Below are 26,222 nucleotides of genomic sequence, written 5' to 3'. Positions count from 1 at the left end.
GCTTGCAAGCGGCAGGATCGCGCCTAGACTCGATACGAGCAAGTCGCGCGCCTTTCTGCCCGGCTTGCCATCCGCGCCATGCCCGCTGCCCACCCACGCCACTGGTTCGCAGGCCTTCTCCTGTCCGGCCTGGTGGGCGCGCTCAGCCTGTGCAGCACGTTTGCCGTAGCGCAGCAGAAGCCGGCGCCGGCGTCCGCGCCTGTTGCTGCCCCCACGGCGAAAGCCGCAACCGGCAAGGCCGATTCTAGGCCGCGCGGCCTCAACCTGGCCAACAAGCCGCGCAAGGGCGACTTCGACGTGATGGTCAACAGTCGCGTCATCCGCGTGCTGGTGCCTTACAGCCGCACCCTCTACTTCAGCGACAAAGGCCACGAGCGCGGAATTACCGCAGAACTGGTGCGGGAATTCGAGCGCTACCTGAACAAGACCTACGCCAATCGACTTGGCAAGCGCCCGCTCACTGTCCTCATCATCCCCACCACGCGCGACCGGCTGCTGCCCGACCTGGCGGCGGGCCTGGGCGATATCGCCGCAGGCAACCTGACCGAGACCGAGGCACGGCTGAAGCTGGTCGACTTTGCCGCACCGCGTGACCGCAAGCCAGTGCGCGAGCTGATCGTGACCGGCCCGAAGTCGCCGGCGCTGAAAAGCCTGGACGACCTGGCGGGCAAGACCGTGCACGTGCGCCGCGCGAGCAGCTACTACGAAAGCCTGACTGCACTGAACAACCGCCTGCGCCAGTCCGGCAAGGCGCCAATGCAGCTGGTGCTGCTGCCCGACGCGCTTGAAGACGAAGACGTGCTCGAGATGGTGAATGCGGGCCTGCTGGAGATCGTCGTGGTCGACGACTGGAAGGCCGCAATGTGGGTGCAGATCCTGCCTGACATCAAGGTGCGCCAGGACCTGGCGGTGCGCGAAGGCGGCTATGTCGGCTGGGCCTTCCGCAAGGACAGCCCGCAGTTGCGGCAGGTGATCGACGACTTCTATGTCAACTACGTCAAGAAGCAGGGCGTGGCGGAATACCTGCTCAAGCAATCCATGCGCCGGATCAAGCAGATCAGGAACAATACCGAGGACGCCGAATACAAGCGCTTCCAGCAGACCGTTGCCTTCTTCGAAAAGTACGGCAAGGACTATGGCTTCGACCCGCTGATGCTGGCGGCACAGGGCTTCCAGGAGTCACAGCTCAACCAGCAGGCGCGCAGCCGCGTGGGCGCCGTCGGCATCATGCAGATCATGCCCGCCACCGGCAAGGAACTGAACGTGGGCAATATCCAGATGGTCGAGTCCAACATCCACGCTGGCGCCAAGTACATGGACCGGCTGATGACGAAGTACTTCCCTGACGCGCATTTCTCGGAATCCAACCGGCCGTTGTTCGCCTTTGCCAGCTACAACGCCGGGCCCGGCAATATCGCCAAGATGCGCAAGGAGGCTGCGGCGCGCGGGCTGGACCCCGACAAGTGGTTCAACAATGTCGAGATCGTGGTGGCCGAGAAGATCGGCATCGAAACCACCACCTATGTGCGCAACATCTACAAGTACTACGCAGCCTACCGGCTCACGCAGGACCGGGAGGCCGCGCGTGAGCGGGCACTGAAGGAAGTCCGGAAGTAGCGGCGGCCACGCCGCATGGATCAGTCGGCCAGTCCGCTGGCGTCGATATAGCCCAGCGCCTCGGTCACGGCGCGGCGCGCCTTCAGCACATAGCAAACGCGGCGCTCCTGGATCGACAGCGCCAGCACATCGGCCTGCACCAGCTCCAGGAACACATGGCCGGCGCGCGCCAGGCTCAGCCGTGCAACCTGCGCCAGGTCAGTGGCCGGCAGGCCCGCCTCGCCGGCATCCAGCAGCGCACGGCAGATCCGGATCCGCGCGGGCTCGGTCATCAGCGCAAGGGTCAGCGTACTTTCCTGGGTCTCCATGGTCACACCTCGGTCTCCGGGCACGCCTCCGGTCCGCGACAGGCGGCGGCCGGGCGGTGCTGACGTAGTTTTCTTCCGCGCGGTTTTTCCCGCGCAGTTTTCCCCGTTCTACGCGGCTCGCCGCGCAAACGCAATAGGGTGGAGCCACGGCCCTGCAAACACTGGTGCGATTACAACAAACTGCGCAGCGGACAGCGAACGCCAGCCGCATTCGGGGGATGCGCGGTGCGGCTGCACCTCCCCTTCGGCGGCTGGCTGCCATCACACCATCAAGCCATCACGAAGGGCAGTTGGCGTTGGCGCTTGCCGGTCAGCGTGAACAGCGCATTGGCCACCGCCGGCGCGATTGGCGGCACGCCCGGCTCGCCCAGGCCGGTGGGGTTCTCCTGCGAGGGCACGAAGAACACGTCCACCACCGGCGCATCGGTGATGCGCGGCGGCGGATAGTCCGCGAAGTTGCTGTTCTTCACGGCGCCGTTCTCGATCTCGATGGCAAACCCCGGCCTGGTCATGGCCAGCCCGAACACGCAGGAACCCTGGATCTGGGCCTCGGCGGACATCGGGTTGACCACGCGGTTGGCATGCACGCCGGCGGTGACGCGATGCACGCGCGGCTCGCCCTTCACCACCGAAACGTCGACCACATACGCCACCACGGTGTTGAACGACTCGTGCACGGCCACGCCCCAGGCATGGCCCTTGGGCAGCTTGCGCTTGCCATAGCTGGACTTGTCCACGGCGAGCTGCAGCGCGGCGCGGTGGCGCGCGTGCTTCTTCTCGTCGAGCCGGGCCAGGCGGAATGCCACCGGGTCCTGCTTCGCGGCGGCGGCCATCTCGTCGGCCAGCGTTTCCTTGACGAAGGCGGTGTGGGTGTTGCCCACCGAGCGCCACCACAGCACCGGCACGTCCACCTGCGGGTGGTGCACCGACATCTGCAGCGGCAGGTCGTAGTCGTTCTCGACGATGCCCTCGGTCATGGTGGCGTCGACGCCGTTCTTGACCATGAAGGGCTCGAACGGCGTGCCCTTCAGGATCGACTGGCCGACGATGGTGTGCTGCCAGCCCACCACCTTGCCCTGCGCGTCCAGCCCGATGCGGGCGCGGTGCAGGTGCAGCGGGCGGTAGTAGCCGCCGCGGATATCGTCCTCGCGGCTCCACACCACCTTGAGCGGCTCGGTGTGGCCGGCGGCCACCCAGGCCTTGAGCACGTTGGCCGCCTCGACGATGTAGTCCGAGGTCGGCACCGCGCGCCGGCCGAAGCCGCCGCCGGCCATCATGGTGTTGAGCACCACCTTGTCCGGCGTCAGCCCCAGCGTGCGCGCCACCGCGGCCTGGTCGACGGTCTGGAACTGCGAGCCCACCCAGACCTTGACCGACTGCACCTTGCCGCCGGCCACTTCCGGCTGCAGCGTGCAGTTCAGCGGCTCCATCGGCGCGTGCGCCAGGTACGGGAAGCGGAAATCGGCCTCGATCTTGCGCGCGGCACCGTTGATGGCCGAGCCGATATCCCCGCTCCCCGCGCGCGCCACCATGCCGGGCTGGCCGGCCAGCTTTGCGTATTCATCGAAGAGCGCCTGCGACGACACCTTCGAGCCCGCGTCTTCCCACTGGATGTCGAGCGCGTCGCGGCCCATCTTGGCCGGCCAGTAGCCGCTGGCAATCACGGCCACGCCGCTGCCGCCGCGGTCAACCGGCACCTGCAGCACGCCGCGCACGCCCTGCACCGCGCGCGCCTTGTCGGCGCTGAAGCTCTTGACCTTGCCGCCAAAGCGCGGCGGGCGCGCCACCACGGCCACCACCATGCCTTTCAGGTGCGTGTCGATGCCGAACGGCGTGGTCGCGTCCATCTTGCCGCGCGCATCCAGCCGCGGCGTGGGCTTGCCGACGATGCGGAACTGCGACGGGTCTTTCAGCGTAACCCGCTGCGGCACGGGCAGCTCCATCGCCGCCGGCGCCAGTTCGCCGAAGGTGGCCCGGTGGCTGCCGGACGTGACCACCCCCTGCTCCACCTTGCAGCTGGCCGGATCGACCTTCCATTGCTGCGCGGCCGCCGCCACCAGCATCGCGCGGGCGCGCGCGCCCAGTTCGCGGTACTGCTGGAACGAGTGGTTCAGCGCGGTGGAGCCGCCGGTCATCTGCATGCCGAAGCCAGGGTCCTTGTACGGATCGCCGGCCGGCGCCAGCGTGGCGCGCACGTTGCGCCAGTCGGCGTCCAGCTCTTCGGCCAGCGCCATCGGCAATGCGGTGTGCACGCCCTGGCCGAATTCGAGCCGGTTCACGGCCACGGTCACGGTGTTGTCCGGCGCGATGATCAGGAATGCCTGCGGCGCCGGCGGCGGCGCCTTGGGCTTGGCGCCCTCCTGTGCCTGCGCCAGCGGGGCCACGCCCAGCGCCAGGCCGCTGCCGGCGAGGCCGGTCAGCTTCAGGAAACTGCGGCGGTCCAGCGTGGCCACGCCGGTGTTCGGGCGCGCTTCGCCGCTATCGCCGGCCTGGCCACCTGCCAGGACTTCGATGCCTCGGATACGCATATTGGTTTCCTCCCGCTCAGGCCAGCGCACGGGCGGCGTCTTTGATCGCCGCGCGGATGCGCTGGTACGTGCCGCAGCGGCACAGGTTGCCGGCCATGGCCTGGTCGATGTCGGCGTCGGTGGGCCGCGGCTTGGTGCGCAGCAGGCCGATGGCGCTCATCACCTGGCCGTTCTGGCAGTAGCCGCATTGCGCCACGTCGTGCTTGAGCCAGGCGTCCATCACGGCGCGCCCGACCTTGTCAGTGCCAATGCCTTCGATGGTGGTGATGCGCGCGCCGGCAGCGGCGGATACCGGCGTCACGCAGCTGCGCGTAGCCTGGCCGTTGACGTGCACGGTGCAGGCACCGCATGCGGCCATGCCGCAGCCGAACTTGGTGCCGGTCATTTCAAGGTTGTCACGCAGCGCCCACAGCAGCGGCGTGGACGGGTCCACGTCGACTTCACGGGTCTTGCCGTTGACGTTGATATTGAGGGTGGTCATGGGGGGACACTCCTTGGGTACGTTGCCCGCTGGTTCTTTCCAGTGCCCCGCCGGGCGCGGTGCGGCGCGCGGGCACTGCCCATGCGCCGCAGCCTGGCGCAAAGGACAAATGAGGATAGTGCAATTTCGGTCACCTTGCCGGACACCGTGCGCACTACCCTGCCCCCGAAGCCGTTTTGCACGAACTTTGGGCATGTGGCGGCTGTCCCTCATGAATCCCTTCGCTTTCCGATTTCTGTCGCCGCAACAGTGCCATCGACTATTCCAGAACACACTTATTCCGGCGCCTCCGCGGCACCGGTCCCGCGCGCCACCGCTGCCACGCGCGTGCCGGCGGCCCAGTCCCCGTCAGTGGCGCGGCTCGACAGCATCCAGGCCCTGCGCGGGCTGGCCGCCGCGTTCGTGGTGGTCTACCACTCCGGCCTGGCGCTGGGCGGCGCCGATGCGCCGGCGCTCAACTGGCTGACCGACAACGTGATCAAGCGCGGCCATGTCGGCGTGGACGTCTTCTTTGTCATCAGCGGCTTCATCATCGCCTGGGTCGCGGTGCTGGCCCGGCCCCAGCCTGAGCGCCCGCTCAGCTTCATGATCCGGCGCTGCTGCCGGCTGGCGCCGCCGTACTGGATCATGTCGGCCATCCATGCGCTGCTGCTCAATCCGGTCACGCCGGCGGTATTCGCGGCGTCGCTGGCCTTCCTGCCGACTGCAACCGACCACGCGCCGTACTATGGCTACCCGGCGCTGTACGTGGGCTGGTCGCTCAACTATGAGCTGGCGTTCTACGCCGCCTTCGCGCTCGGCCTGCTGCTGGCCGGGCGGCGCGCGCTGCTGGTGGTGCTGGGGGTCTTCGCGTTGACCACGCTGGTGCTGCCGTGGTGGCGCTTCGGCGCGCTGGCGGCCGATCCGGCGCAGGGCTACCCGTTCGCCACGCCGTGGCTGGCCATGGCCAGCAATCCGCTGGTGCTGGAATTCCTGCTGGGCTGCGGACTGGCATGGGCCTATGCGCGCTGGCGCCACCTGCTGACGCCGGCCATCGCCGTGGGCATGCTGGCAACCGGTTGCGCCGCGTTCGCGCTGTCGCTGCCGCTGGTCGGGCCCGATTTCAGCCTGGCCGGACGCGGGCTGCCCGCGGCGGCGCTGCTGGCCGGCGCCGTGGCGGCCGAGCACGCCGGCGTGCTGCGCGTACCGCGCGCACTGGTCTGGCTGGGCGAGCTGTCGTATGCGCTGTATCTGACGCACCCCACCGTGATCGAGGGCGTCAAGCGCCTGATGCCCGAACTGGCGCCCGGCCAGACCGCGCTGCAGCTGCTGCGCTTTGTCATCGATGCCGGCCTGGCGCTGGCGCTGGCGCTGCTGCTGCACCGCTGGGTGGAGCTGCCCGGCATCGCCGCCGGCCGGCGGCTGGCGCGGCGCTGACGCGCGCGCTCAGCGCTGCGGCATGCCGGCCAGGAACAGATAGAGCGCGGTCAGGTCGGTATCGTTCATGCGTCCGAACGAATCGAACGGCATCACGCGGCTCACTTCGGTGCCATCGGGCCGCTTGCCGCTGCGCATCATCGCGATAAAGGCCGAAGCCTGGCCGTAGCGCGACATGGCACCGCCCGGCACGGGGCGCAGGTCCGCCGCGGGCGGCCAGTCGGGCGGCGCGCCCGGGATCTTGCCGCCGCGGAAGTCCGGCCCGTGACATCCCAGGCAGGCATTGGCGACGTAGCCGCCGTACCTGGCCGTGGACGCCGGCACCATTGCAGGCTGCACCGGCAAGCTGTGGTCGATCTTGGCGGCCGCGTCCTGCACGATGCCCACGCCGTACAGCGCCCGCACCAGCCATGGCATGCGGATTTCCGCGGGCGCCCCCATCGCCGGCGGCAGGCTGCGCAGGTAGCCCACCAGCGCGCCCAGGTCCTCGTCGCTCAGGCGGTTGTAGTCCTCGCTGGGCATGATCAGCAGCGGCCGGTGCGAGGGCGCCACGCCATGGCGGATGCTCCGTACCCAGTCAACCGGCTGGTAGGCGGCAATGTCCGGATTGGCGCGCGTCAGGTCCGGCGCGCGCACGCGCAGGCCGCCGGGGTCGTCGATCACCTGCTTGCCGCCGCCGCCGGCACCGTGGCATTCCATGCAGCCGCGCGATTCAAACAGGTACTTGCCGAGGGCGATGCCGGCGGCGTCTTCACGGATGGCGACGGGTGAAACCTTGACCTCGACAATGCGCGCCGCCTTGCGCTCGCCGACCCATACCGCGGCATAGGCCGCCACGGCCACGGCGACAGCCGTGCCGGCCAGCCCCCACGCCGCCACCCGCAGAAATCGCGCCATTTGCCTTCCCCTGTCCGCCGCACTGGATGCAGCAGCTTGCCGCGAGTGGGCGGGGGGCTGTCGGTGGGGCAGGCCACATAGCGGCGGCGCGCGCCGCGGTCAGGCCAGCCCGGCCGGGGCCCGGTCGATGAAGCCGGTCATGCGCGCCAGCCGGCCATCGGCGGAAATCGTGGCGAAGTCGGTGCCGACCACCAGCGCCGGCTCTCCCGCCGGGGCCAGTTCCCACGTAAAGCGCAGATGCTCGCCGTGCGCATCGACCGGGCTCACGCGGGTAAAGCGGAACCCGGGGAACTTCGCCTGCACCGCGGCGATCATCGCGTCGATGCCACCATGGCCGTCGCCGCGCATCAGCGGATCGACATAGCTTGCCGATTCCGTCCACGCCAGCGCGATCAGCTCGCGCCGGCGCGCGGCATCGGTCTCGTTCCAGGCGGCGAGGTAGCGGTCGGCAAGGGTGGCGGGATCGGCAGTGACTTGGGCTTGGATGGCGGCAGACATGGCGTACTCCTGGTCTTGGTTGGGAATCCGTATAGCGGCCTGAGGTCAGGCCATGGCTGCATGATGGGCGCGGCGGGGCCGCGGCGCGATTACCCGTGAGGTTATGAACTGGCTTACCCGCATGCCTGACGGTCCCTACCAAAAAATCGCCCCCAGCACCAGTGGCAAGATAGCCCCCAACCTGCCCCCTGTCCTGCCAATGGCCGCGTCCTTATCCTCGCTACATTGCCCCTACGCTGGGCGGCATTCCGTCCCCGCATCCGGGGCCGTGCCGCCCGGGCGCGCCGGGCAAGCCGCCTCCTCCCACCCAGACGCACCGCCTTTTTGCATCGTTCTCGTCCATGACGCCCGACACGGCCCCGCCGAGCCACCAGGCCGCCAACGACCATCCTGCCGCGCAGCGCCGCTGGCTGCCCTTGCTGCTGGCCGGCGCCGGCTATTTCGTGCTGGCGGCGGCTGCGCTGTGGCTGGCGCGGCTGCCCGGTACCGTGGCGGCGGTGTGGCTGCCCAACGCCTTCGGGCTGGGCCTGCTGCTGCACCGGCCGCGCGCGGAGGGGCCGTGGCTGCTGGCCGGCATGCTGGGCGCCAGCGTGCTGGCCAACTATGCGGCCGGCGACAGCGTCGCCACCGCGCTGATGCTGACCGGCGCCAACCTGGCCGAGATGCTGTTCGCGCTCGGGCTGCTGCGCCTGCTGGACCGGCATGCCGTCCTGGGGCGCCACGGTCCGCTGGCCGCCTTCGCGGTGATGCTGGCGGTGGGCGGCATCCTGGCGCCGGCACTGGGGGCCACCGCCGGGGCCATGGCCATCGCCACGACCCATGGCACCAGCTTCGCCTCGGTCTGGTGGACCTGGTGGCAGGCCGACGCGCTCGGCATGGCGCTGTTGCTGCCGATGATGTTGTCGATGACGGCGGTGCGCGTGCGCGCCGCCGTCGCGCGGCCGGTGCTGGCGCCGCAGGCGGGCGCGCTGGCGCTGTGCCTGGCCATCGGCGCCTTTGCGCAGTGGCAGGGCCACGACCCGTTTGCCGCGATGTCGCTGCCGCTGGTGCTGGTGGCGCTGGCCGGCAATCCGTTTGCGACCGCGCTGCTGACGCTGGTGGCCACGCTTTGCCTGCAGGCGCTGATGCTGCTCGCGCACCGCCATCAAGCAGTGCCGTTGTCGGCGGCGGTGATCATGGTGTTGCCGGTCTGCATTGCCTACCTGACCGAGCAGAACCGGCACGGCCGCGCCAGCCTGCGCAGCAGCGACAAGCGTTTTCGCCAGGCCATGGAGCACTCGGCCATCGGCATGGCGCTGGTCGACATGGACGGCCGCTGGCAGACGGTGAACCGTGCCATGACCGAGCTGCTGGGCTACAGCGCGGCCGAGCTGCGCGAGCTGAGCTACCAGCAACTGACCCACCCCGACGACCTGAGCGGCGGCCTGCTCCAGGTCGACAACCTGCTGTCCGGCAAGATCGAGTCCTACCGCCTGGAAAAGCGCTACCGCCATAAGGACGGCCATTACCGCTGGGTTCTGCTGGCGGTGTCGCTGGTGCGCGACGAACAGACCGGCGAGCCGCAGCACTTCATCACCCAGGTGGAAGACATCCACGCGCGCAAGCTGGCGCAGCAAGAGCTGGAACGGCTGTCGCGCCGCATCCAGCTGGCGGCCGAAGCCGGCGGCGTGGGCATCTGGGAGTGGGACTTCACCAGCGCCGGCGTCACCTGGGACGCGCGCATGCACGCGCTGCACGGCACCGACCCCGCGGGCGGCACGCCAGTGGTGGAGCAATGGATCGCGATGCTGCATCCGGACGACGTCAGCCGCGTCAGCGGCGAGATGCGCCAGGCCATCCGCGGCGAGGCGCCGTTCGATACCGAATACCGCATCGCGCGCCCCGGCGGCAACGTGCGCCACGTACGCGCGATGGCCATGGTCACGCGCACCGACGATGGCACCGCGCAGGCCCTGGTCGGCACCAACTGGGACATCACCGAGCAGCGGAGCCTGACCGAGGCACTGTTCGAAGAGAAGGAACGCCTGCACATCACGCTGCGCTCGATCGGCGATGCGGTGATCTGCACCGATGCGGCCATGCACGTGACCTTCATGAACCCGATCGCCGAACAGCTGACCGGCTGGACCATGGCCGGCGCCACCGGCCTGCCGCTGGAGCAGGTCTTCCGCATCGTCGACGAAGCCACCGGCGACCCCATCCCAAGCCCGGTCGAAGCCTGCCTGCGCACGCTCGCGCCCGCCTACCTGCAGGACGGCGCCGTGCTGCAGAGCCTGACCGGCGAGCGCCACGACGTGCAGGACTCAGCCGCTCCCGTGCTGACCGCGCGCGGCGAGGTACTGGGCGCGGTGCTGGTGTTCCAGGACATCACCACCGCGCGCGCGCTGCAGCGCGAGCTGGCGCGTTCGGCCATGCACGATGCGCTCACGGGCCTGCCCAACCGCACCTGGTTCGAGAAGCGCCTGCGCGAAGCCTGCGACGCGGCGCGGCTGCACGGCCATCGCGCCGCGCTGTGCTTCATCGACCTGGACCGCTTCAAGATCGTCAACGACACCGCCGGCCACGGCGCCGGCGACGTGCTGCTGCGCGAACTGGGCTACATGATCCGCAACCACGTGCGCCCCGACGATGTGCTGGCGCGCCTGGGCGGCGACGAGTTCGCGCTGCTGCTCAAGGACTGCACCGTCGACCAGGCCGAACAGGTCTGCCAGGGCGTGATCGACGCCATCCGCGGCCGCCGCTTCCCGTGGGAAGGACGCGTGTACGACATGGGCGCCAGCATCGGCATCGCCGCGATCGACCTGGACGTGCCCCCGGTCAGCGAACTGATGAGCCGCGCCGACGTGGCCTGCTACGCCGCCAAGGCCGCCGGCCGCAGCCGCGTCTCGGTCTACCGCCGCGACGAGAGCGACGCGCGCCGCCACCACCGCGAGCTGGAAGTCGCCGCCGGCATCCATTCGGCGCTTGAAGCCAACCGCTTCCGCCTGTTCGCGCAGGAGATCCGCGCACTGCAGCCCGAGGAGAACGAAGACGGCGCCGAACACTGCCATATCGAGATCCTGGTGCGCATGGTCGACGAGCACGGCGATCTGATCATGCCCGGTGCCTTCATTCCCGCCGCCGAGCGCTACGACCTGATGGGCCACGTCGACCGCTGGGTCATCCGCAACGTGCTGCGCGGCTACGGCGAACGCCTGGGCGCCGTGCCCGGGCTGTCGGTATCGATCAACCTGTCCGCCAACTCGCTCGGCGAGCCCTTCCTGCTGCCCTTCCTGCATGCCGAGCTGGAGGCCAGCGCGCTGCCCGCCAGCCGCATCCGGCTGGAGATCACGGAAACCGCGCTGATCAACAACATGGCCGCGGCCAACCGGCTGGTGACAGAGATGCGGCGCGCCGGCTGCACCGTGTCGCTGGACGACTTTGGCTCGGGCCTGTCCTCGTTCGCCTACCTGAAGCAGTTCCCGGTGGACTTCCTGAAGATCGACGGCAGCTTTATCCGGCAACTGGCCGACAACGCGGTCGACCGCGAGATCGTCAGCTCGATCAACGACATCGGGCACCGGCTGGGGGTGCGCACGGTGGCGGAGTGGGTGGAGGATGAGCGCACCCTCGATGCGCTGCGCGCGATCGGGGTGGACTATGCGCAGGGGTATGTGATCGGCCGGCCGGTGGCACTGGATGTGTTCCTGGCCGGATGCCGGCAGCGTGACGCGCAGGCATCGTAGCCAGGGTGCCGGGCCATGATAAATTCGGCGCCTGTCGCATTGGCCGCATGGCCGCACCCAAGGGGAACCCGTTGTCGCTCGTGTCCGACTCTATGCCGGCGCCGCTCTATGCGCGCGTCAAGCAGCACATCAGCAGCAGGATCGCTGACGGCAGCTGGCCGCCGCATCACCGCGTGCCGTCCGAGACCGAATTGGTCGAGTCCCTGGGCGTAAGCCGCATGACCGTGCATCGCGCGCTGCGCGAGCTGACCGCGGAAGGCATGCTGGTGCGGCTGCAGGGCGTCGGCACCTTCGTCGCCGAACCCAAGCGGCGGACCGCGCTGTATGCGGTCAACAATATTGCCGAAGACATTGCTTCACGCGGGCACCGGCATCACGCGCAGGTCATTAGCCTGGAGGCGGAACGCGCCGGCCCGGCACAGGCCGCGGCACTGGAGGTGGCACTGGAGGAGCGGGTGTTCCATTCCGTGATCGTGCATTATGAGGACGACGTGGCGATCCAGCTGGAGGACCGCTATGTCAATGCCGCGGTGGCACCGGACTACCTGGCGCAGGACTTCACCAGCGAAACCCCCTACCAGTACCTGTCCCGCATCGCACCGCTGACCGAAGGCGAGCACGTGGTCGAGGCCGTGCTGGCACTGCCGGAAGAGTGCGGGCTGCTGGCCATCCAGCGGGGCGAGCCGTGCCTGCTGATCCGGCGCCGCACCTGGTCCGCGGGCCGGGTCGTGACGTCGGTGCGGCTGGTACATCCCGGCTCGCTGCATCGCCTGGAAGGCCGGTTCACGTCCTAGGCCCGGAACTGGCCGCCCGCCAGGGCACAAGGGACTCCAACATCATTTTGTGATTAAAGCGCTGTGCGGGCGCAGGCCGCCCTACGGGATTACCCCGATTTATACGTACTTGTATATACAAGAATATACATGCCTATGCATCGCCCGAAAAAGCGAGCGTTCCAGACCAGCACGACCGAAGGAGTTCCCGTGACCAAGACCACCACCACCACGCGTTTCCGCGACACCGAAATCCGCGCTCCCCGCGGCACCACGCTGACGGCCAAGAGCTGGCTCACGGAAGCCCCGCTGCGCATGCTGATGAACAACCTCGACCCTGAGGTGGCGGAGAACCCGAAGGAACTGGTGGTCTATGGCGGCATCGGCCGCGCCGCCCGCAACTGGGAATGCTATGACCGCATCGTGGAAGCGCTGACCCGCCTGGAAGACGACCAGACCCTGCTGGTGCAGTCGGGCAAGCCCGTGGGCGTGTTCTGCACCCATCGCGACGCGCCACGCGTGCTGATCGCCAACTCCAACCTGGTGCCGCACTGGGCCAACTGGGAACACTTCAACGAACTCGACGCCAGGGGCCTGGCCATGTACGGCCAGATGACCGCCGGCAGCTGGATCTACATCGGCAGCCAGGGCATCGTGCAGGGCACCTATGAGACCTTCGTCGAGGCCGGCCGCCAGCACTTCGGCGGCAACCTGAAGGGGCGCTGGGTGCTGACCGCCGGCCTCGGCGGCATGGGCGGCGCGCAGCCGCTGGCCGCAACGCTGGCCGGCGCCTGTTCGCTCAACATCGAATGCCAGCAAAGCCGCATCGATTTCCGCCTGAAGACCCGCTACGTCGACGAACAGGCCACCGATCTGGACGACGCACTGGCCCGCATCGACCGCTACACCTCGCAAGGCAAGGCGATCTCGATCGCGTTGTGCGCCAACGCCGCCGAGGTGCTGCCCGAACTGGTGCGCCGCGGCGTGCGCCCGGACATGGTCACCGACCAGACCAGCGCGCATGACCCGCTCAACGGCTACCTGCCGGCCGGCTGGAGCTGGGACGAATACCGCGAGCGCGCGCAGCGCGAGCCGGCGGCAGTGGTCAAGGCCGCCAAGGCTTCGATGGCCGCGCATGTGCGCGCCATGCTGGCGTTCCAGCAGATGGGCGTGCCGACCTTCGACTACGGCAACAATATCCGCCAGATGGCCAAGGAAGAAGGCGTGGCCAATGCCTTCGACTTCCCCGGCTTCGTGCCCGCGTACATCCGCCCGCTGTTCTGCCGCGGCATCGGCCCGTTCCGCTGGGCCGCGCTGTCGGGCGACCCGCAGGACATCTACAAGACCGACGCCAAGGTCAAGGAACTGATCCCCGATGACGAGCACCTGCACCGCTGGCTCGACATGGCGCGCGAGCGCATCAGCTTCCAGGGCCTGCCGGCGCGGATCTGCTGGGTGGGTCTGGGCCTGCGCGCCAAGCTGGGCCTGGCCTTCAACGAGATGGTGCGCAGCGGCGAGCTGTCGGCGCCGGTCGTGATCGGGCGCGACCACCTGGATTCGGGCTCGGTCGCCAGCCCCAACCGCGAAACCGAGGCCATGCAGGACGGGTCCGACGCCGTGTCCGACTGGCCACTGCTGAACGCGCTGCTCAACACCGCCAGCGGCGCCACCTGGGTTTCGCTGCACCATGGCGGCGGCGTGGGCATGGGCTTCTCGCAGCATTCCGGCGTAGTGATCGTGTGCGACGGCACCGATGAAGCCGCCGCCCGCATCGCCCGCGTGCTGCACAACGACCCCGCCACCGGCGTGATGCGCCATGCCGACGCCGGCTATGAGATCGCCGTCGACTGCGCGCGCGAGCAGGGCCTGGACCTGCCGATGCTGAACCACGCATCGCGCGACTGATCCCGCGGCCAGCAAGAGCCGTTTTGCCGCCGGGCCGCCGCGTGCGCCCCGGCCGGCGCCTTATCGTTTTACGGAGACACCCATGTCCATCGACACCACCGCCGGCGTGGCGGTCGCTGCGCCCCAGGCGCAACTGTCACGCACGCGCGCCATTGCCGCCATCACCATCGGCAATGGCCTGGAGTTCTACGATTTCGTCGTTTACAGCTTCTTTGCCACGCTGATCGGCCGGCTCTACTTCCCGGTCGACAACCCTACCGGGCAACTGCTGATGTCGTTCGCCACCTTTGGCGTCGGCTTCCTGATGCGCCCGCTGGGCGGCCTGCTGATCGGCATGTACGCCGACCGCGCCGGGCGCAAGCCGGCGGTGGCGCTGACCTTGTGGCTGATGGGGCTGAGCTCGCTGATCTTCGTGGTGACGCCGCCGTACGCGCAGATCGGCATCCTCGCGCCGGTGCTGGTGGTGGTGGCGCGGCTGGTGCAGGGCTTTGCCATCGGCGGCGAAATGGGCGCATCGACCGCGCTGCTGCTGGAATACGCCGATGACCGCACGCGCGGCTTCTATACCGCGTGGCAGCCGTTCAGCCAGGGGCTGGCGGCGCTGCTGGGCGCGATCACCGGGCTGGTGCTGAGCAACGTGCTGGCGCCGGCGGACCTCGAAGCGTGGGGCTGGCGCCTCGCCTTCCTGATCGGCATCCTGGTGATTCCCGTCGGCCTCATCATCCGCCGCCGGCTGGAAGAAACCGCCGCGCCCGTGCGCCACGGCGAGCACGCCGCGCAATGGCCGCTGCTGCGCCGCCATGGCCGCGAGATCATCGCCAGCATCCTGCTGATGATCGGCCTGGCCTCTTCGACCTATATCGTCGTGTACTACCTCAGCAACTACGCGGTCAGCGTGCTGAAGATGCCGCTGTCGCTGGGCATCTGGGCCGCGTGCGTGGCGGCACTGGTGCAGGTGGTGCTGTCGCCGTTCGCGGGCTGGCTGGCTGACCGCATCGGCCGCAAGACCGTGGTGCTGTGGTCGCGCGTGGCGCTGCTGGCAATGGTCTACCCGGCCTTCGTGCTGATCAACGCCGAGCCGTCGCTGACGCGCCTGCTGCTGGTGGTGGGCTGCCTGTCGGTGCCGATGTCGATGACCGCGCCGGCCTCGATGGTGCTGGTCAGCGAGGTGCTGCCGCAGCGGCTGCGCGCCACCGGGCTGTCGATCGCGTATTGCGTGGCGATCGCGATCTTCGGCGGCTTTGCGCAGTATTTTTCGACCCGGCTGATCCAGGTCACCGGTGACGCCAATGCGCCCGCGCTGTATGTGATCGGCTGTGGCCTGGTATCGCTGATCGGCCTGGCAATGGTGCCGGAAACGCTGGGACGGCGGCTGAAATGAGTTCCCTGGCGCCTGCAAAGGGTGCACCAATGCCGCCCGAGCTAGCCTGAGCAAGGTGTTCTCCCTCTCCCCTCATGGGTAGAGGGCCGGGGTGAGGGGTGGTTTAGCCAGGAACCACATCAAGCAAGGCCCTCGGGTTTTTCCAGCCCTGTGACGCCGGCAAACGCCCCATCCTCCCCGCTGCCAGGCACCCCAAAACCCGGGTTAACACCTAGAACGCCGTTCGGATTCCCGAACGGCGTTTTCGCATGCCGGTCCGGATTCCCGAATCGTGCGCCGGAATCACATCTTTTTCTCCTTTGCATTCAACAAGTTGCACAACACTTGCAGCCCTTTCGGGCTGGCACGGCGCGTGCAATATAGGCCGCCGCTTACAGCGCCAGACGGGTATGCCGGCACGCCGCCCGGCGTCCCGGCCGATGCCAAAAACAAAGGAGGACACACATGACCGACCCCGCCTTGCGCACCCCCTTCGCCACCCCGGCGAACCCACGGCACCTGTTGCCGCGCTGAACCACGACAAGGCCGGCCCGGCGCCCCGACATCGCCGCCCAGCCTTCCCGCAATACACAGACGCCCGTCCCTGCCACAGGAGACGGACGCACAGGCCTGATCCACGATGAAACTGAATCGACTGCCCACCCTGATCTTCATTGCGATGCTGCTCGGCGTGCTGGTCGGCACCGCCGCGCACAACATGGCGCCGGACGCCGCCACCGCCAAATCGATTGCGGACCACCTGTCCATCCTGACCGACGTATTCCTGCGGATGATCAAGATGATCATCGGCCCGCTGGTGTTCGCCACGCTGGTGGCCGGCATCGCCAGCATGGGCGATGGCCGCGCCGTGGGCCGCATCGGCCTGAAGGCGATGATGTGGTTCATTGGCGCCTCGATCACCTCGCTGCTGCTGGGGCTGGTGATGGCCAACCTGCTGGAACCCGGCCACGGCATGAACCTGCCGCTGCCGCCGGCTGACGCGGCCTCGAACCTGAAGACCGGCGCGCTGAACCTGCGCGACTTCATCGCCCACATGTTCCCCAAGAGCTTTGTCGAGGCGATGGCGCACAACGAAATCCTGCAGATCGTGGTGTTCTCGCTGTTCTTCGGCTTTGCGCTGGGCACGGTCAAGGACGGCGTGGGCAAGCCCGTGCTGCAAGGCATCGAAGGCCTCGCCACGGTGATGCTGAAGGTCACCAACTACGTGATGGCGTTTGCCCCGGTGGGCGTGTTCGGCGCGATCGCGGCGGTGATCACCGCGCAGGGCCTGGGCGTGCTGGTCGTGTACGCGAAGCTGATTGGCAGCCTGTACCTGGCGCTGGCGCTGCTGTGGGTGGCGCTGATCGCCGGCGGCTACTTCTTCCTGGGCCGTGACGTGTTCCGCCTGCTCAAGCAGATGCGCGCGCCGCTGATGATCGGCTTCGCCACCGCCAGCAGCGAATCGGCCTACCCGAAGGTGATCGACCAGCTGACCCGTTTCGGCGTCAAGGAGCGCATCACCAACTTCGTGCTGCCGCTGGGCTACTCGTTCAACCTGGACGGCTCGATCATGTACACCTCGTTTGCCGCGCTGTTCGTGGCGCAGGTGTATGGCATCGAGCTGTCGCTGACCCAGCAGATCACCATGCTGCTGGTCCTGCTTGTCACCAGCAAGGGCATCGCCGGCGTGCCGCGCGCCTCGCTGGTGGTGGTCGCCGCCGTGCTGCCGATGTTCGGCCTGCCGGAGGCCGGCATCCTGCTGGTGCTGGGCATCGACCACGTACTCGACATGGGTCGCACCGTGACCAATGTGCTCGGCAATGCAATTGCCACCGCCGTCGTCGCCAAAAGCGAAGGCGCCATCGGCGCGCCGGTACCGTCCGAGGAGGATGAACCCGCCGCGGATACCACCACCGGCCTGGCACCTGCCCAGGTCCTCGCGGGCAAGTAATACCGTCCGCCAGGCGTGCCAGGGCCCGGTTGCCGATACGGCAACCGGGCCTTTTTGCATTCTGGCGCGGCACTGCCCCCCTGGTGTGGTAAAAGTAGGCACCCGCGCCGGCCCCTGCCCGTCTTGCCCGCGCGGCGGCTTTGCCACCTGCCTCACCCAACACCTGATGACCGGTCCGCTACACCCTCCCGGCGATACCACCCGCGCCACCGCACCTGCGTCCGCCGCACCCACCGGCTCGCGCCTGCCCCACGGCCTGCGCGGCCTTGCGCCGCTGCTCGCGCTGCTGGCGCTGGCCATGCTGGTGGGCCTGGCGGGCTCGCTCGGCTACCGCTACAGCTACGACACCGCGCTGGCGCGACAGGCCGAACGCGGCCAGGTGCAGTTGCGGCTGTACACGCAGGCACTGGAAAGCGAGCTGGCCCACTACGACTACGTGCCCGGCCTGCTGTCGCTGGACGAGCGCATCGCCGCGCTGCTGCTGCGCCCGGACGACGCCGCCCGCGCGGCACGCGCCAATGACTACCTGAGCGCCCTCAATACGCGCGCCGGCACGCGCGTGATCTATGTGCTGGATGCGCACGGCAAGGTGCTGGCCAGCAGCAACTGGCAGCGCCCGGACAGCTACCTGGGCGAAGCGCTGAGTTTCCGCCCTTACTTCCAGGCGGCCATGGACGGCCAGCTGGGCCGCTTCTACGGCGTGGGCACCACCCGCAGCGAATCGGGCTACTACCTGTCGGCGCCGCTGGGCGAGCGCGACAACCCGGTCGGCGTGGCGGTGGTCAAGATCGGCCTGGAGCCGCTGGAGAACCGCTGGCAGGGCGCGGACAGCCAGATGCTGCTGACCGACGAGAACGGCGTGGTGATCCTGGCCTCGGACCCGTCGTGGAAGCTGGCCGCGCTGCGCCCCCTGTCACCCGAGGCGCGCGAGCGCCTGACGCGCAGCCTGCAGTACAACCGCGCCCCGCTGCCGCAACTGCCGCTGACCCTGGTGCGCAAGCTGAACAACGGCAACGGCAGCAGCAGCGACGAACTGGTGCGACTGCGCAGCGGCCCGCCGATGCTGGCGCAGCATGCCGCGCTGCCCGGCACCGACTGGCAGCTGACGCTGCTGACCAATACCTCGCAGGCACGCGTGGCCGCGCTCAACACGGCGGCGCTGGCCGGCGTGCTGAGCGCCTTCGTGCTGCTGCTGGGGGCGGCGTGGAACGTGCGCCGGCGCATCGTCAACGAGCGCCTGGCGGCGCGCGCCGCGCTGGAGGCGGCAAACAGCGAGCTGGAGCGCAAGGTGGCCGATCGCACCGCCGACCTGTCCACCTCCAACCAGCGCCTGCAGGCCGAGGTGGCCGAACGCATCCGTGCCGAGACCGTGCTGCGCCAGGCCCAGGACGGGCTGCTGCAGGCAGGCAAGCTGGCCGCCGTGGGCCAGATGTCGACCGGCATCGCGCATGAGCTGAACCAGCCGCTGGCGGCGCTGCGCACCATCTCAGGCAATACCGGCAAGTTCCTCGAGCGCGGCGACTACGCCACCGTGCGCGCCAACCTCGACACCATCATCGGGCTGGTCGAGCGCATGGGCCGCATCACCGGCGCGCTCAAGTCGTTTGCACGCAAGTCCGGCAACGGCCGCCGCCAGGCCAGGCTGGCCGAAGCGGTGGACAACGCATTGTTCCTGCTGCAGACGCGAGTGGACGCGGTCCAACCGGCGCTGCAGCGCGATATCGATCCAACGCTGGCAGTGGTGTGCGATCCCAACCGCCTCGAACAGGTGCTGGTGAACCTGCTCGGCAACGCGCTCGATGCCGTTGCCGGCCAGTCCGCGCCACGCATTGCGCTGCATGCGCACGTGGCGGGCGCCATGGTCCACCTGACCGTGCGCGACAACGGCGCCGGCTTGTCCGAGGAAGCCTTCGCACGGCTGTTCGAGCCCTTCTTCACCACCAAGCCCGCCGGGCAAGGGCTGGGGCTCGGCCTCACGCTGTCGGCCGGCATCCTCAATGAAAACGGCGGTAGCCTGTCCGCCGCCAACCACCCGGACGGCGGCGCCTGCTTCACGCTGGTGCTGCCGCTGGCGGCGCACGACGCCAACCCACAGGACGCAAAGCATGCCGGCTGACCTGACCGTACTGATCGTCGAGGACGATGCCGACGTGCGCCTGGGCTGCGAGCAGGCGCTGCGCCTGGAGGGCATTGCCACGCGCGGCGTGGGCAGCGCCGAGGCCGCGCTGCGCGAGGCCGGGCCGGGCTATGCCGGCGTGGTCGTCAGCGACATTCGCCTGCCGGGCCAGGACGGCATGGCGCTGCTCGCGCAACTGCGCGAGCGCGACCCGGCCCTGCCGGTGATCATGATCACCGGCCACGGCGACGTGGGGCTGGCGGTGCAGGCGATGAAGCAAGGCGCCTACGACTTCCTGGAAAAGCCGTTCTCGCCCGAGCAGCTGGTGGACGCCACGCGCCGCGCGCTGGAGCAACGCCGGCTTGCGCTGGAAGTGTCAGAACTGCGAGAACGGCTGGCGGGCCGCCAGAAGCTGGAAGCCCACCTGATCGGCCATTCGCCCACGGTCGAGCGGCTGCGCCGCCTGATCGCCGACCTGGCCGGCACCGACGCCAATGTGCTGATCCACGGCGAGACCGGCACCGGCAAGGAACTGGTGGCGCGCTGCCTGCATGAGGCCAGCCAGCGCCACGCGCGCAACTTTGTTGCCATCAACTGCGGCGGCCTGCCAGAGCAGCTGTTCGAGAGCGAGATCTTCGGCCATGAAGCCGGCTCGTTCACCGGTGCCGCGCGCCGCCGCATCGGCAAGATCGAGCACGCCGAAGGCGGCACGCTGTTTCTCGACGAGATCGAGAGCATGCCGATGCCGCTGCAGATCAAGCTGCTGCGGGTGCTGCAGGAACGCGTGGTGGAACGGCTTGGCTCCAACCAGCCGGTGCCGGTCAACACGCGCGTGGTGGCCGCCACCAAGGCCGACCTGCGTGCGCTCTCCGATGCCGGCCAGTTCCGCGCCGACCTGTACTACCGCCTGAACGTGATCACGCTGGAGTTGCCGCCGCTGCGCGAGCGGCGCGAAGACGTGCCGGCTTTGTTCGAGCATTTCGTCGCGCAGGCCGCGTTGCGCTTCAACCGCGAGGCTGTGCCCGCGACCCCGGCCGAGCTGGCCGCGCTGGTAGCCTACCCATGGCCCGGCAATGTGCGCGAGCTGCGCAACCTGGCCGAGCGCCATGTGCTGGGGCTGGGCTGCAACCCCGGCCACGGCACCACCGCGCCAGAAGCCCTGCCGCTGGCGCAGGCAGTCGAGCAATTCGAGCGCGCACTGATTGCCGATGCCATGCGCCGCCACGACGGCAACCTGAGCCGCGCCAGCGAAGCCCTGGGCGTGGCGAAGACCACGCTGTTCGACAAGGTGCGCAAGTACGGGCTTTGAAGCGTGGCCGGTGAATCGGGGACAGTCGCGCCGGCCATGCCGCGCAATCTGTCATGTCACGACAGGACTCTGAAGCGCCCGCTGTATTCAGCGGATGCTTCAGACGCTGCGTCGAACCCCGGGGAACCACCTGCGCAGGACAATGTCTCCGTTACTGTCGTGTCTGCCTGCAAGCACCAATGTGCGTTAAACAACCAATACGCGATGGATTTATGTTTTTTCTTACAGATGGATTGGCGTTTGCGGCATATTATTGGCTTCCAGCAGATCCGAGTCTGAGATCTTCAATACGTCCAGAAAGTCGCTGATCGGCTGGAAATGAAAGAAACAACAAATTTATAAAGAAAGCCGTCCGGCCGGCGGGGGAGCGGGCCAGGACACAGGGTCAGTCAACCATTGGCAGTGACAAGCGCGCGGCGCATGTGCCTGGCGCCGCGGGCGCCGTCCCGGCGCGACTGCCTTCAGGACCACGGGTGATGGGATGAAACTGGATCCGGCACTGGCTGAAAAGCCTTATTACAGCACGCGTACAGCGGCAAAACTGCTTAACGTCTCTCTGGGCACCGTCCAGAAGATGGTCGAGCGCGGCGAACTTGGCGCCTGGAAGACCAACGGCGGCCATCGGCGCATCCACAAGGAAACCGTGCACCGCCTGCTGGCGACGCGCATCGGGCCGGAATCGGCGTCGCCGCACGGCCTGGACCTGGTGGTGTTCCACCCCAACCACCAGGAAGCGCAGCGCATCCACGGCCAGCTTGCCAAATGGGGGCTGCCGCTCAAGAGCGTGGTGGTCGACGATGTGCTGGACACCGTCATCACCTCGGTCAGCGAGCATCCGCGCGTGGTGCTGTACTACGTCGACGAACTGAACGACGCCGAGTCGGCCACCATCGAGAAGCTGCAGAATTTCTTTGCCAGCCAGCACGTGATCTTTGCCGTGATCACCAACCGCCAGGCCTATGAAGGCGTGGCCGATGCCCTGCAGCACTGGGGCATCATGGTGTTCCTGAAGACGCCGTCACTGGAAGAGGTCAAGGGCTTCCTGCGCGCCCAGCTGATGATGGGCCGCGCCGCCTGAGCACGGCTGCACCGGGGCCATGCCGGCCCCGGCATCGCCTGCAGCCTCAGGCCACTGCCGCCTGCCGGGGCGTTGCCAGCCCGGCTTCGTCGCCGTCGGCCTGCGCCATCATCCAGCCGTACAGGTTGCGCGGATCCGGCGGCATCGCCACCAGCTCAACCGCCCTGCCCGCCCGGTGCGCCTGCGCTGCGGCGTAGAGCCAGCGCAGCGCGGCGTAGTCTTCCAGCGCAAACCCGACCGAATCGAACACGGTCACCTCGTCCGCCGCCGCGCGGCCGGGCGCGTGGCCGGCCAGCACCTGCCACAGCTCGGTCACCGGCGCGTCGGGCGGCAACTGCTGGATCTCGCCTTCGATGCGCGTCTGGTCTTCGTACTCCACCACGATGCGCGCGCGGCGCAGGATATCGGGGTGCAGTTCAGTCTTGCCGGGGCAGTCGCCGCCCACCGCATTCAGGTGCATGCCGGGCCGCACCATTTCCGGCGCGAGGATGGTGGCGCGAGTCTTGTCGGCGGTGACCGTGGAGACAATGTCCGCCCCGGCCAGCGCGGCCTCGATCGATTCGGCACGCCGGATCGAAAGTCCGGGTACGCCACCAAGGTTGCGCATCAGCCGTGTGGTGGCGGCGGGATCGATGTCATAGGCGGCGATCTCGCGCACGCCCAGCATCGCCTGGAAGGCCAGCACCTGGAACTCGGCCTGCGCGCCGTTGCCGATCAGCGCCATGGTCGCCGCACCGGGCGGCGCCATGGCGCGCGCCGCCAGCGCCGACGTGGCCGCGGTGCGCAGCGCCGTGGCCAGCGTCAGGTCGGCCAGCATCAGCGGGAAGCCGGTTTCCACTTCGGCCAGCAAGCCACAGGCCATCACCGTCGGCATGCCATGCTGCGCATTGCGCGGATGGCCGTTCACATACTTGAACGCATACTGGATGCCGTCGCTGACCGGCATCAGCTCGATCACGCCACGCGCGGAATGGCTCGCCAGCCGTGCGGACTTGTCGAAGTCGTGCCAGCGCAGGAAGGCCTGCCGGACCTGCCCGGCCAGGTCGACGATGGCGGCCTGCGGGCCGATCAAGGCCACCAGCCGGGCGACGTCCGTGGCATCGAGAAACAATGATCGGGCGGTGTTCTTCATGACCCTCTCCTTGATGGTCTGCTCAGGCCGCCGCCGCGGCCACGCCACGCCCGCTGCGGCGATCCAGGCGCAGCGTCATGCAATAGGCGCCGCCGCCGGACAGCATGAAGGGCGACAGGTCGACCTCATGCAGCTGGTAGCCGCGCCGGCCCAGCTCGGTGCGCAGGTGCGGCGTGGTGCGGGTCATCACCACCTGGTCGTCGAGATTGACGGCATTGACGCTGAAGTGGCGCAGGTCGTCGGCGCTGGCCTCGATGCGCAGCCGCGCCGGCACGCGCGCGCGCAGCTCGCGCAACGCCGCTTCGCTGAAGGCTGGCGGGTAGTACAGCACCTCGCCGCCGGAAAGCGGGCAGAAGCAGACGTCCAGGTGGTAGCTCTGCTCGGTGGCCAGCTCCAGCGCCACCACGTCCTTGCCGAAGTAGTTCGACACCGCCACGGCCGCCTCATGCGACGAGCGCGGACCGAACCCGGCCCAGAAGTGGCCGCGGCCGGCATCCCAGATGCAGTCGCCCGCGCCTTCCTGGAAGCAGCCCTCGGGCAGCAGCGCGACTTCGTCGAGCAGGCCGCGTTCGCGCAGCTTGCCGAAGATGTCGGCGAACGGCGCTTCTTCACCACGGCGTTGCGGGTAACGGAATCGCGCCAGCAGCGCGCGGCCATCGAGCACCACCGCGGCGTTGGCCGGGAACACCATGTCGGGCAGCCCCGGTGCGCCGGGGGCCACCTCGACCGCAAAGCCGGCCCGGCCCAGCGCCTCGCGCAGCGCGTCGAACGACTGCATCGCGCTGCGGTGCATGCCACGCGGGTCGCGCGCCCAGGCAGCCGGGTCCATCCACGGATTGATGCTGTACGACACATCGTAGAAGGTCGGCTCGACCAGCAGGATCGTGGGGGAGTGGGTCACGGGGGCTCCTTTTTTGATGGCAGGTTTCGGGAAATCAATCGGTCGATTGAATTCTCGGGCAAGCTGGTGTTAACTAATAGCCAGCAACTTGTGCAATTTGCGCGAGGCATTTATCAAAATGTCAGCCTACGCTGGCGCTTTGAAAAGATTGTTTGCCCACCCATATGGATGCCACCGACCACCAGCTGATTTCCCTCCTGCGCGACAACGCGCGCATGCCGGTCACGGCGCTGGCGCAGGCGCTGCGCGTGTCGCGCGCGACCGTGCAGAACCGCATCGACAAACTGGAACAGGAAGGGGTGATCGTTGGCTACACGGTGCGCCTGCGGCCCGAGGCCGAAGCACACCGGATCCGCGCCTGGATGACGATTGCCGTGGAAGGCAACAAGGCCCGCACCGTGCTGCAGGCGCTGCGCGGCGAGCCCAATGTGCAGGCCCTGCATACCACCAACGGCCGCTGGGACATCATTGCCGAACTGCGCGCCGACACACTGGAAGCGTTCGACCGCGCGCTGGACCGGATCCGGCTGATCGACGGCATCAGCGCCACCGAGACCAGCATCCTGCTGTCGACCTACAAGTAAAGGGACCCGCCCAGGTCCCGGCGCTACCCCACCGGCAGGGGCGCCACGCCCGGCGCCGCCATGCGCTTGTGCGGTGCATCACGCCCCACGATTGGGGTGCATTGCACCAAAGGCGGCCAAATATATCACCCCGTGATATATTACGCGCACCATTCCAAAGCGCCCCCCGTCACAAGAATGCCAACCGCCCCCGCTGTCTCTGCCCTGGCGCAGAATGCCCGTGCATGGCTGCGCACATTCGTTCCGCTACCCGTTGCCGCCAGCCGCAAGGAGCGCCTCAAAAGTTGCCTGGGCGCCCTGCTGGGCCTGCTCTGCACTGAATGGATCAGCCACCAGACCCTGGGCGGCTTCAACCCCTGGTTTGTCGCGCCGATGGGGGCCTGCGCGGTGCTGCTGTTCGCGGTGCCGTCATCGCCGCTGGCACAGCCCTGGTCAGTGATTGGCGGCAACCTGATTGCCGCGGTGGTCGGCGTGGCGTGCGCGCGCTGGATCCCGGACCCTGGCCTGGCCGCAGCGGTCGCCGTGGCCGTCTCCATCGCCCTGATGTTCCAGTTCCACTGCGTGCACCCACCCAGCGGCGCGGTGGCCATCACCGCCGTATTCGGCGGGCCGGCGGTCAGTGCGCTGGGCTTCGGCTTCGTTGCCGTGCCCGTGCTGTTCAATTCGATGCTGCTGCTGATGATGGCGCTGGCCTTCAACAACCTGTCGCGGCGGCGCTACCCGCACCGCCCGCCCGAGCCGGCCATGCAGCACGGGACCAAGGACGTGCCGCCATCCCAGCGCGTGGGCGTCACCCGCGCCGACCTCGATGCCGCGCTGAAGGTGCGCGGCGAATTTCTGGATATCGAAGAAGACGACCTCGAACAGATCCTGGTGGCCGCGCAGTTGCGCGCCTACCGGCGCCACTTCGGCAACGTGCTGTGCGGCGAGATCATGTCGCGCGACGTAGTCATGGTGACCGCGGACCAGCCTGCGCATGAGGCCGGGCACCTGCTGTCGCGGCACCGTATCAAGGCCCTGCCGGTGGTGGACGCCACCCGGCGGCTGGTGGGCATCATCACCCAAAGCGATTTTTTTGCGGCGCAGCGTGATACCGGTGCGCGGCGGCTGGCTGGTACCGTGCGGGACCTGATGACACGCGCCGTCGTCACCGCCCGACCCGAGCAGCCGATGGTGGAGTTGGCCCAGGCGTTCTCGGATGGCGGCCTGCACCACGCGCCAGTGATCGACGACCACCGGCGCGTGGTGGGGATGGTGACGCAGTCCGATCTGGTGGCTGCACTGCTCAAGAGCGGGGTGATGGCGGTGCCGGATTGAGAGTACGCATCAACGCGTTCGGCTGCGCTACGCACAAGCGCCCAGTGCGCGACGGCGCATTTTGGACCCGCGCAGCAGCCGTAGGCGTCCCCGCGATGCGGCTGGCAGCAGGCGGCCTACGCCCTGCATGGGGATCGTTCAATAGTGGGTTAACGCAGGCACTGCCCCACACTCACATGGCGTAGCAGGGTCGAACGGGCAACCACGCCCAAACGGCAAGCACCACCGCTCGAACCACCAACACCGTGGAATGGATTGCCAGCCGCACAGGCGACGCGTTTTTTGGTTACTTTTTGTCGCTCGGACAAAAAGTGACTCGCCGGCTA

Annotated in this window: 19 protein-coding genes; 12 read left to right on the top strand and 7 right to left on the bottom strand. The window is 68.4% G+C overall.

Annotation, left to right across the window (positions count from 1 at the left end; translation table 11 throughout):
- Window positions 1–78: 78 nt before the first annotated feature.
- On the top strand, window positions 79–1,617 hold the full coding sequence (locus tag AC3WON_RS24530) for an MltF family protein (RefSeq protein WP_492317533.1): 1,539 nt from the start codon (window positions 79–81) through the stop codon (window positions 1,615–1,617).
- 20 nt (window positions 1,618–1,637) lie between these two features.
- Here the strand turns inward: AC3WON_RS24530 and AC3WON_RS24525 are convergent, their stop codons facing one another.
- The 3 genes from AC3WON_RS24525 to AC3WON_RS24515 form a co-directional block, all read right to left on the bottom strand.
- Window positions 1,638–1,925 carry a helix-turn-helix domain-containing protein gene (locus AC3WON_RS24525; RefSeq protein WP_340527535.1) on the bottom strand — a complete coding sequence of 96 codons (288 nt, stop codon included), beginning with the start codon at window positions 1,923–1,925 and terminating at the stop codon, window positions 1,638–1,640.
- 269 nt (window positions 1,926–2,194) lie between these two features.
- The gene (locus tag AC3WON_RS24520) at window positions 2,195–4,453 is read right to left on the bottom strand and encodes a xanthine dehydrogenase family protein molybdopterin-binding subunit (RefSeq protein WP_492352909.1); all 2,259 of its coding nucleotides are present in this window, start codon (window positions 4,451–4,453) and stop codon (window positions 2,195–2,197) included.
- Window positions 4,454–4,469: 16 nt separating this feature from the next.
- Window positions 4,470–4,934 carry a (2Fe-2S)-binding protein gene (locus AC3WON_RS24515; protein ID WP_010813052.1) on the bottom strand — a complete coding sequence of 155 codons (465 nt, stop codon included), beginning with the start codon at window positions 4,932–4,934 and terminating at the stop codon, window positions 4,470–4,472.
- A 327-nt stretch (window positions 4,935–5,261) separates the two neighbouring features.
- On the opposite strand from AC3WON_RS24515, the gene AC3WON_RS24510 reads away from it, so the two are divergent.
- Window positions 5,262–6,350, top strand: a complete 1,089-nt coding sequence (locus AC3WON_RS24510) for an acyltransferase family protein (protein ID WP_492317687.1) — start codon at window positions 5,262–5,264, stop codon at window positions 6,348–6,350.
- Window positions 6,351–6,359: 9 nt separating this feature from the next.
- Here the strand turns inward: AC3WON_RS24510 and AC3WON_RS24505 are convergent, their stop codons facing one another.
- A complete protein-coding gene (locus tag AC3WON_RS24505; RefSeq protein ID WP_035821948.1) occupies window positions 6,360–7,247 on the bottom strand; it encodes a c-type cytochrome in 888 nt (295 codons plus the stop codon).
- Between the two features lie 99 nt (window positions 7,248–7,346).
- A complete protein-coding gene (locus tag AC3WON_RS24500) occupies window positions 7,347–7,745 on the bottom strand; it encodes a nuclear transport factor 2 family protein (RefSeq protein ID WP_492317536.1) in 399 nt (132 codons plus the stop codon).
- 341 nt (window positions 7,746–8,086) lie between these two features.
- Between AC3WON_RS24500 and AC3WON_RS24495 the strand changes: the two genes are divergently transcribed.
- From AC3WON_RS24495 to AC3WON_RS24460, 8 genes are all read left to right on the top strand, one after another.
- Entirely contained in the window at window positions 8,087–11,470 is a 3,384-nt protein-coding gene (locus AC3WON_RS24495) for a diguanylate cyclase (RefSeq protein WP_492352908.1), read from the top strand.
- Between the two features lie 47 nt (window positions 11,471–11,517).
- Window positions 11,518–12,264 (top strand): histidine utilization transcriptional repressor HutC, encoded by a 747-nt coding sequence (hutC, locus tag AC3WON_RS24490; RefSeq protein ID WP_492317538.1) that lies wholly within the window; start codon window positions 11,518–11,520, stop codon window positions 12,262–12,264.
- Window positions 12,265–12,453: 189 nt separating this feature from the next.
- Window positions 12,454–14,148, top strand: coding sequence for a urocanate hydratase (gene hutU, locus AC3WON_RS24485; protein WP_492352907.1), 1,695 nt, complete (start codon window positions 12,454–12,456; stop codon window positions 14,146–14,148).
- 82 nt (window positions 14,149–14,230) lie between these two features.
- Window positions 14,231–15,529 (top strand): MFS transporter, encoded by a 1,299-nt coding sequence (locus AC3WON_RS24480; protein WP_492317540.1) that lies wholly within the window; start codon window positions 14,231–14,233, stop codon window positions 15,527–15,529.
- Between the two features lie 619 nt (window positions 15,530–16,148).
- Window positions 16,149–17,459: a dicarboxylate/amino acid:cation symporter gene (locus tag AC3WON_RS24475; protein ID WP_492317541.1), complete on the top strand. Its 1,311-nt coding sequence runs from the start codon at window positions 16,149–16,151 to the stop codon at window positions 17,457–17,459.
- Between the two features lie 166 nt (window positions 17,460–17,625).
- On the top strand, window positions 17,626–19,575 hold the full coding sequence (locus tag AC3WON_RS24470; protein WP_492317542.1) for a sensor histidine kinase: 1,950 nt from the start codon (window positions 17,626–17,628) through the stop codon (window positions 19,573–19,575).
- The gene (locus AC3WON_RS24465) at window positions 19,565–20,884 is read left to right on the top strand and encodes a sigma-54-dependent transcriptional regulator (RefSeq protein WP_010813064.1); all 1,320 of its coding nucleotides are present in this window, start codon (window positions 19,565–19,567) and stop codon (window positions 20,882–20,884) included. Before AC3WON_RS24470 ends, AC3WON_RS24465 begins: the two co-directional genes overlap by 11 nt.
- A gap of 481 nt (window positions 20,885–21,365) precedes the next feature.
- Window positions 21,366–21,962: a helix-turn-helix domain-containing protein gene (locus tag AC3WON_RS24460; RefSeq protein ID WP_492317545.1), complete on the top strand. Its 597-nt coding sequence runs from the start codon at window positions 21,366–21,368 to the stop codon at window positions 21,960–21,962.
- 46 nt (window positions 21,963–22,008) lie between these two features.
- Here AC3WON_RS24460 and ocd read toward each other — a convergent pair whose 3' ends face one another.
- Both ocd and AC3WON_RS24450 read right to left on the bottom strand, forming a co-directional pair.
- Window positions 22,009–23,094: an ornithine cyclodeaminase gene (ocd, locus tag AC3WON_RS24455; RefSeq protein WP_492317546.1), complete on the bottom strand. Its 1,086-nt coding sequence runs from the start codon at window positions 23,092–23,094 to the stop codon at window positions 22,009–22,011.
- Between the two features lie 22 nt (window positions 23,095–23,116).
- On the bottom strand, window positions 23,117–23,995 hold the full coding sequence (locus AC3WON_RS24450; RefSeq protein WP_492317547.1) for a dimethylarginine dimethylaminohydrolase family protein: 879 nt from the start codon (window positions 23,993–23,995) through the stop codon (window positions 23,117–23,119).
- 164 nt (window positions 23,996–24,159) lie between these two features.
- Here AC3WON_RS24450 and AC3WON_RS24445 point away from each other — a divergent pair, with 164 nt between their 5' ends.
- Entirely contained in the window at window positions 24,160–24,579 is a 420-nt protein-coding gene (locus AC3WON_RS24445; RefSeq protein WP_010813068.1) for an Lrp/AsnC family transcriptional regulator, read from the top strand.
- A gap of 177 nt (window positions 24,580–24,756) precedes the next feature.
- Window positions 24,757–25,896, top strand: coding sequence for an HPP family protein (locus AC3WON_RS24440; protein WP_492317548.1), 1,140 nt, complete (start codon window positions 24,757–24,759; stop codon window positions 25,894–25,896).
- The last annotated feature ends 326 nt before the right edge of the window (window positions 25,897–26,222 follow it).

The sequence above is a fragment of the Cupriavidus sp. FW305-46 genome, assembly GCF_058787075.1.
This window is presented reverse-complemented; position numbering and strand designations above follow the sequence as displayed.

Excerpts from the sequence above, each read along its gene's own strand:
- AC3WON_RS24530 (WP_492317533.1), top strand. The coding sequence starts at position 79 with ATGCCCGCTGCCCACCCACGCCACTGGTTCGCAGGCCTTCTCCTGTCC.
- AC3WON_RS24525 (WP_340527535.1), bottom strand. The coding sequence starts at position 1,925 with ATGGAGACCCAGGAAAGTACGCTGACCCTTGCGCTGATGACCGAGCCC.
- AC3WON_RS24520 (WP_492352909.1), bottom strand. The coding sequence starts at position 4,453 with ATGCGTATCCGAGGCATCGAAGTCCTGGCAGGTGGCCAGGCCGGCGAT.
- AC3WON_RS24515 (WP_010813052.1), bottom strand. The coding sequence starts at position 4,934 with ATGACCACCCTCAATATCAACGTCAACGGCAAGACCCGTGAAGTCGAC.
- AC3WON_RS24505 (WP_035821948.1), bottom strand. The coding sequence starts at position 7,247 with ATGGCGCGATTTCTGCGGGTGGCGGCGTGGGGGCTGGCCGGCACGGCT.
- AC3WON_RS24500 (WP_492317536.1), bottom strand. The coding sequence starts at position 7,745 with ATGTCTGCCGCCATCCAAGCCCAAGTCACTGCCGATCCCGCCACCCTT.
- AC3WON_RS24495 (WP_492352908.1), top strand. The coding sequence starts at position 8,087 with ATGACGCCCGACACGGCCCCGCCGAGCCACCAGGCCGCCAACGACCAT.
- hutC (WP_492317538.1), top strand. The coding sequence starts at position 11,518 with ATGGCCGCACCCAAGGGGAACCCGTTGTCGCTCGTGTCCGACTCTATG.
- AC3WON_RS24480 (WP_492317540.1), top strand. The coding sequence starts at position 14,231 with ATGTCCATCGACACCACCGCCGGCGTGGCGGTCGCTGCGCCCCAGGCG.
- AC3WON_RS24475 (WP_492317541.1), top strand. The coding sequence starts at position 16,149 with ATGAAACTGAATCGACTGCCCACCCTGATCTTCATTGCGATGCTGCTC.
- AC3WON_RS24470 (WP_492317542.1), top strand. The coding sequence starts at position 17,626 with ATGACCGGTCCGCTACACCCTCCCGGCGATACCACCCGCGCCACCGCA.
- AC3WON_RS24465 (WP_010813064.1), top strand. The coding sequence starts at position 19,565 with ATGCCGGCTGACCTGACCGTACTGATCGTCGAGGACGATGCCGACGTG.
- AC3WON_RS24460 (WP_492317545.1), top strand. The coding sequence starts at position 21,366 with ATGAAACTGGATCCGGCACTGGCTGAAAAGCCTTATTACAGCACGCGT.
- ocd (WP_492317546.1), bottom strand. The coding sequence starts at position 23,094 with ATGAAGAACACCGCCCGATCATTGTTTCTCGATGCCACGGACGTCGCC.
- AC3WON_RS24445 (WP_010813068.1), top strand. The coding sequence starts at position 24,160 with ATGGATGCCACCGACCACCAGCTGATTTCCCTCCTGCGCGACAACGCG.
- AC3WON_RS24440 (WP_492317548.1), top strand. The coding sequence starts at position 24,757 with ATGCCAACCGCCCCCGCTGTCTCTGCCCTGGCGCAGAATGCCCGTGCA.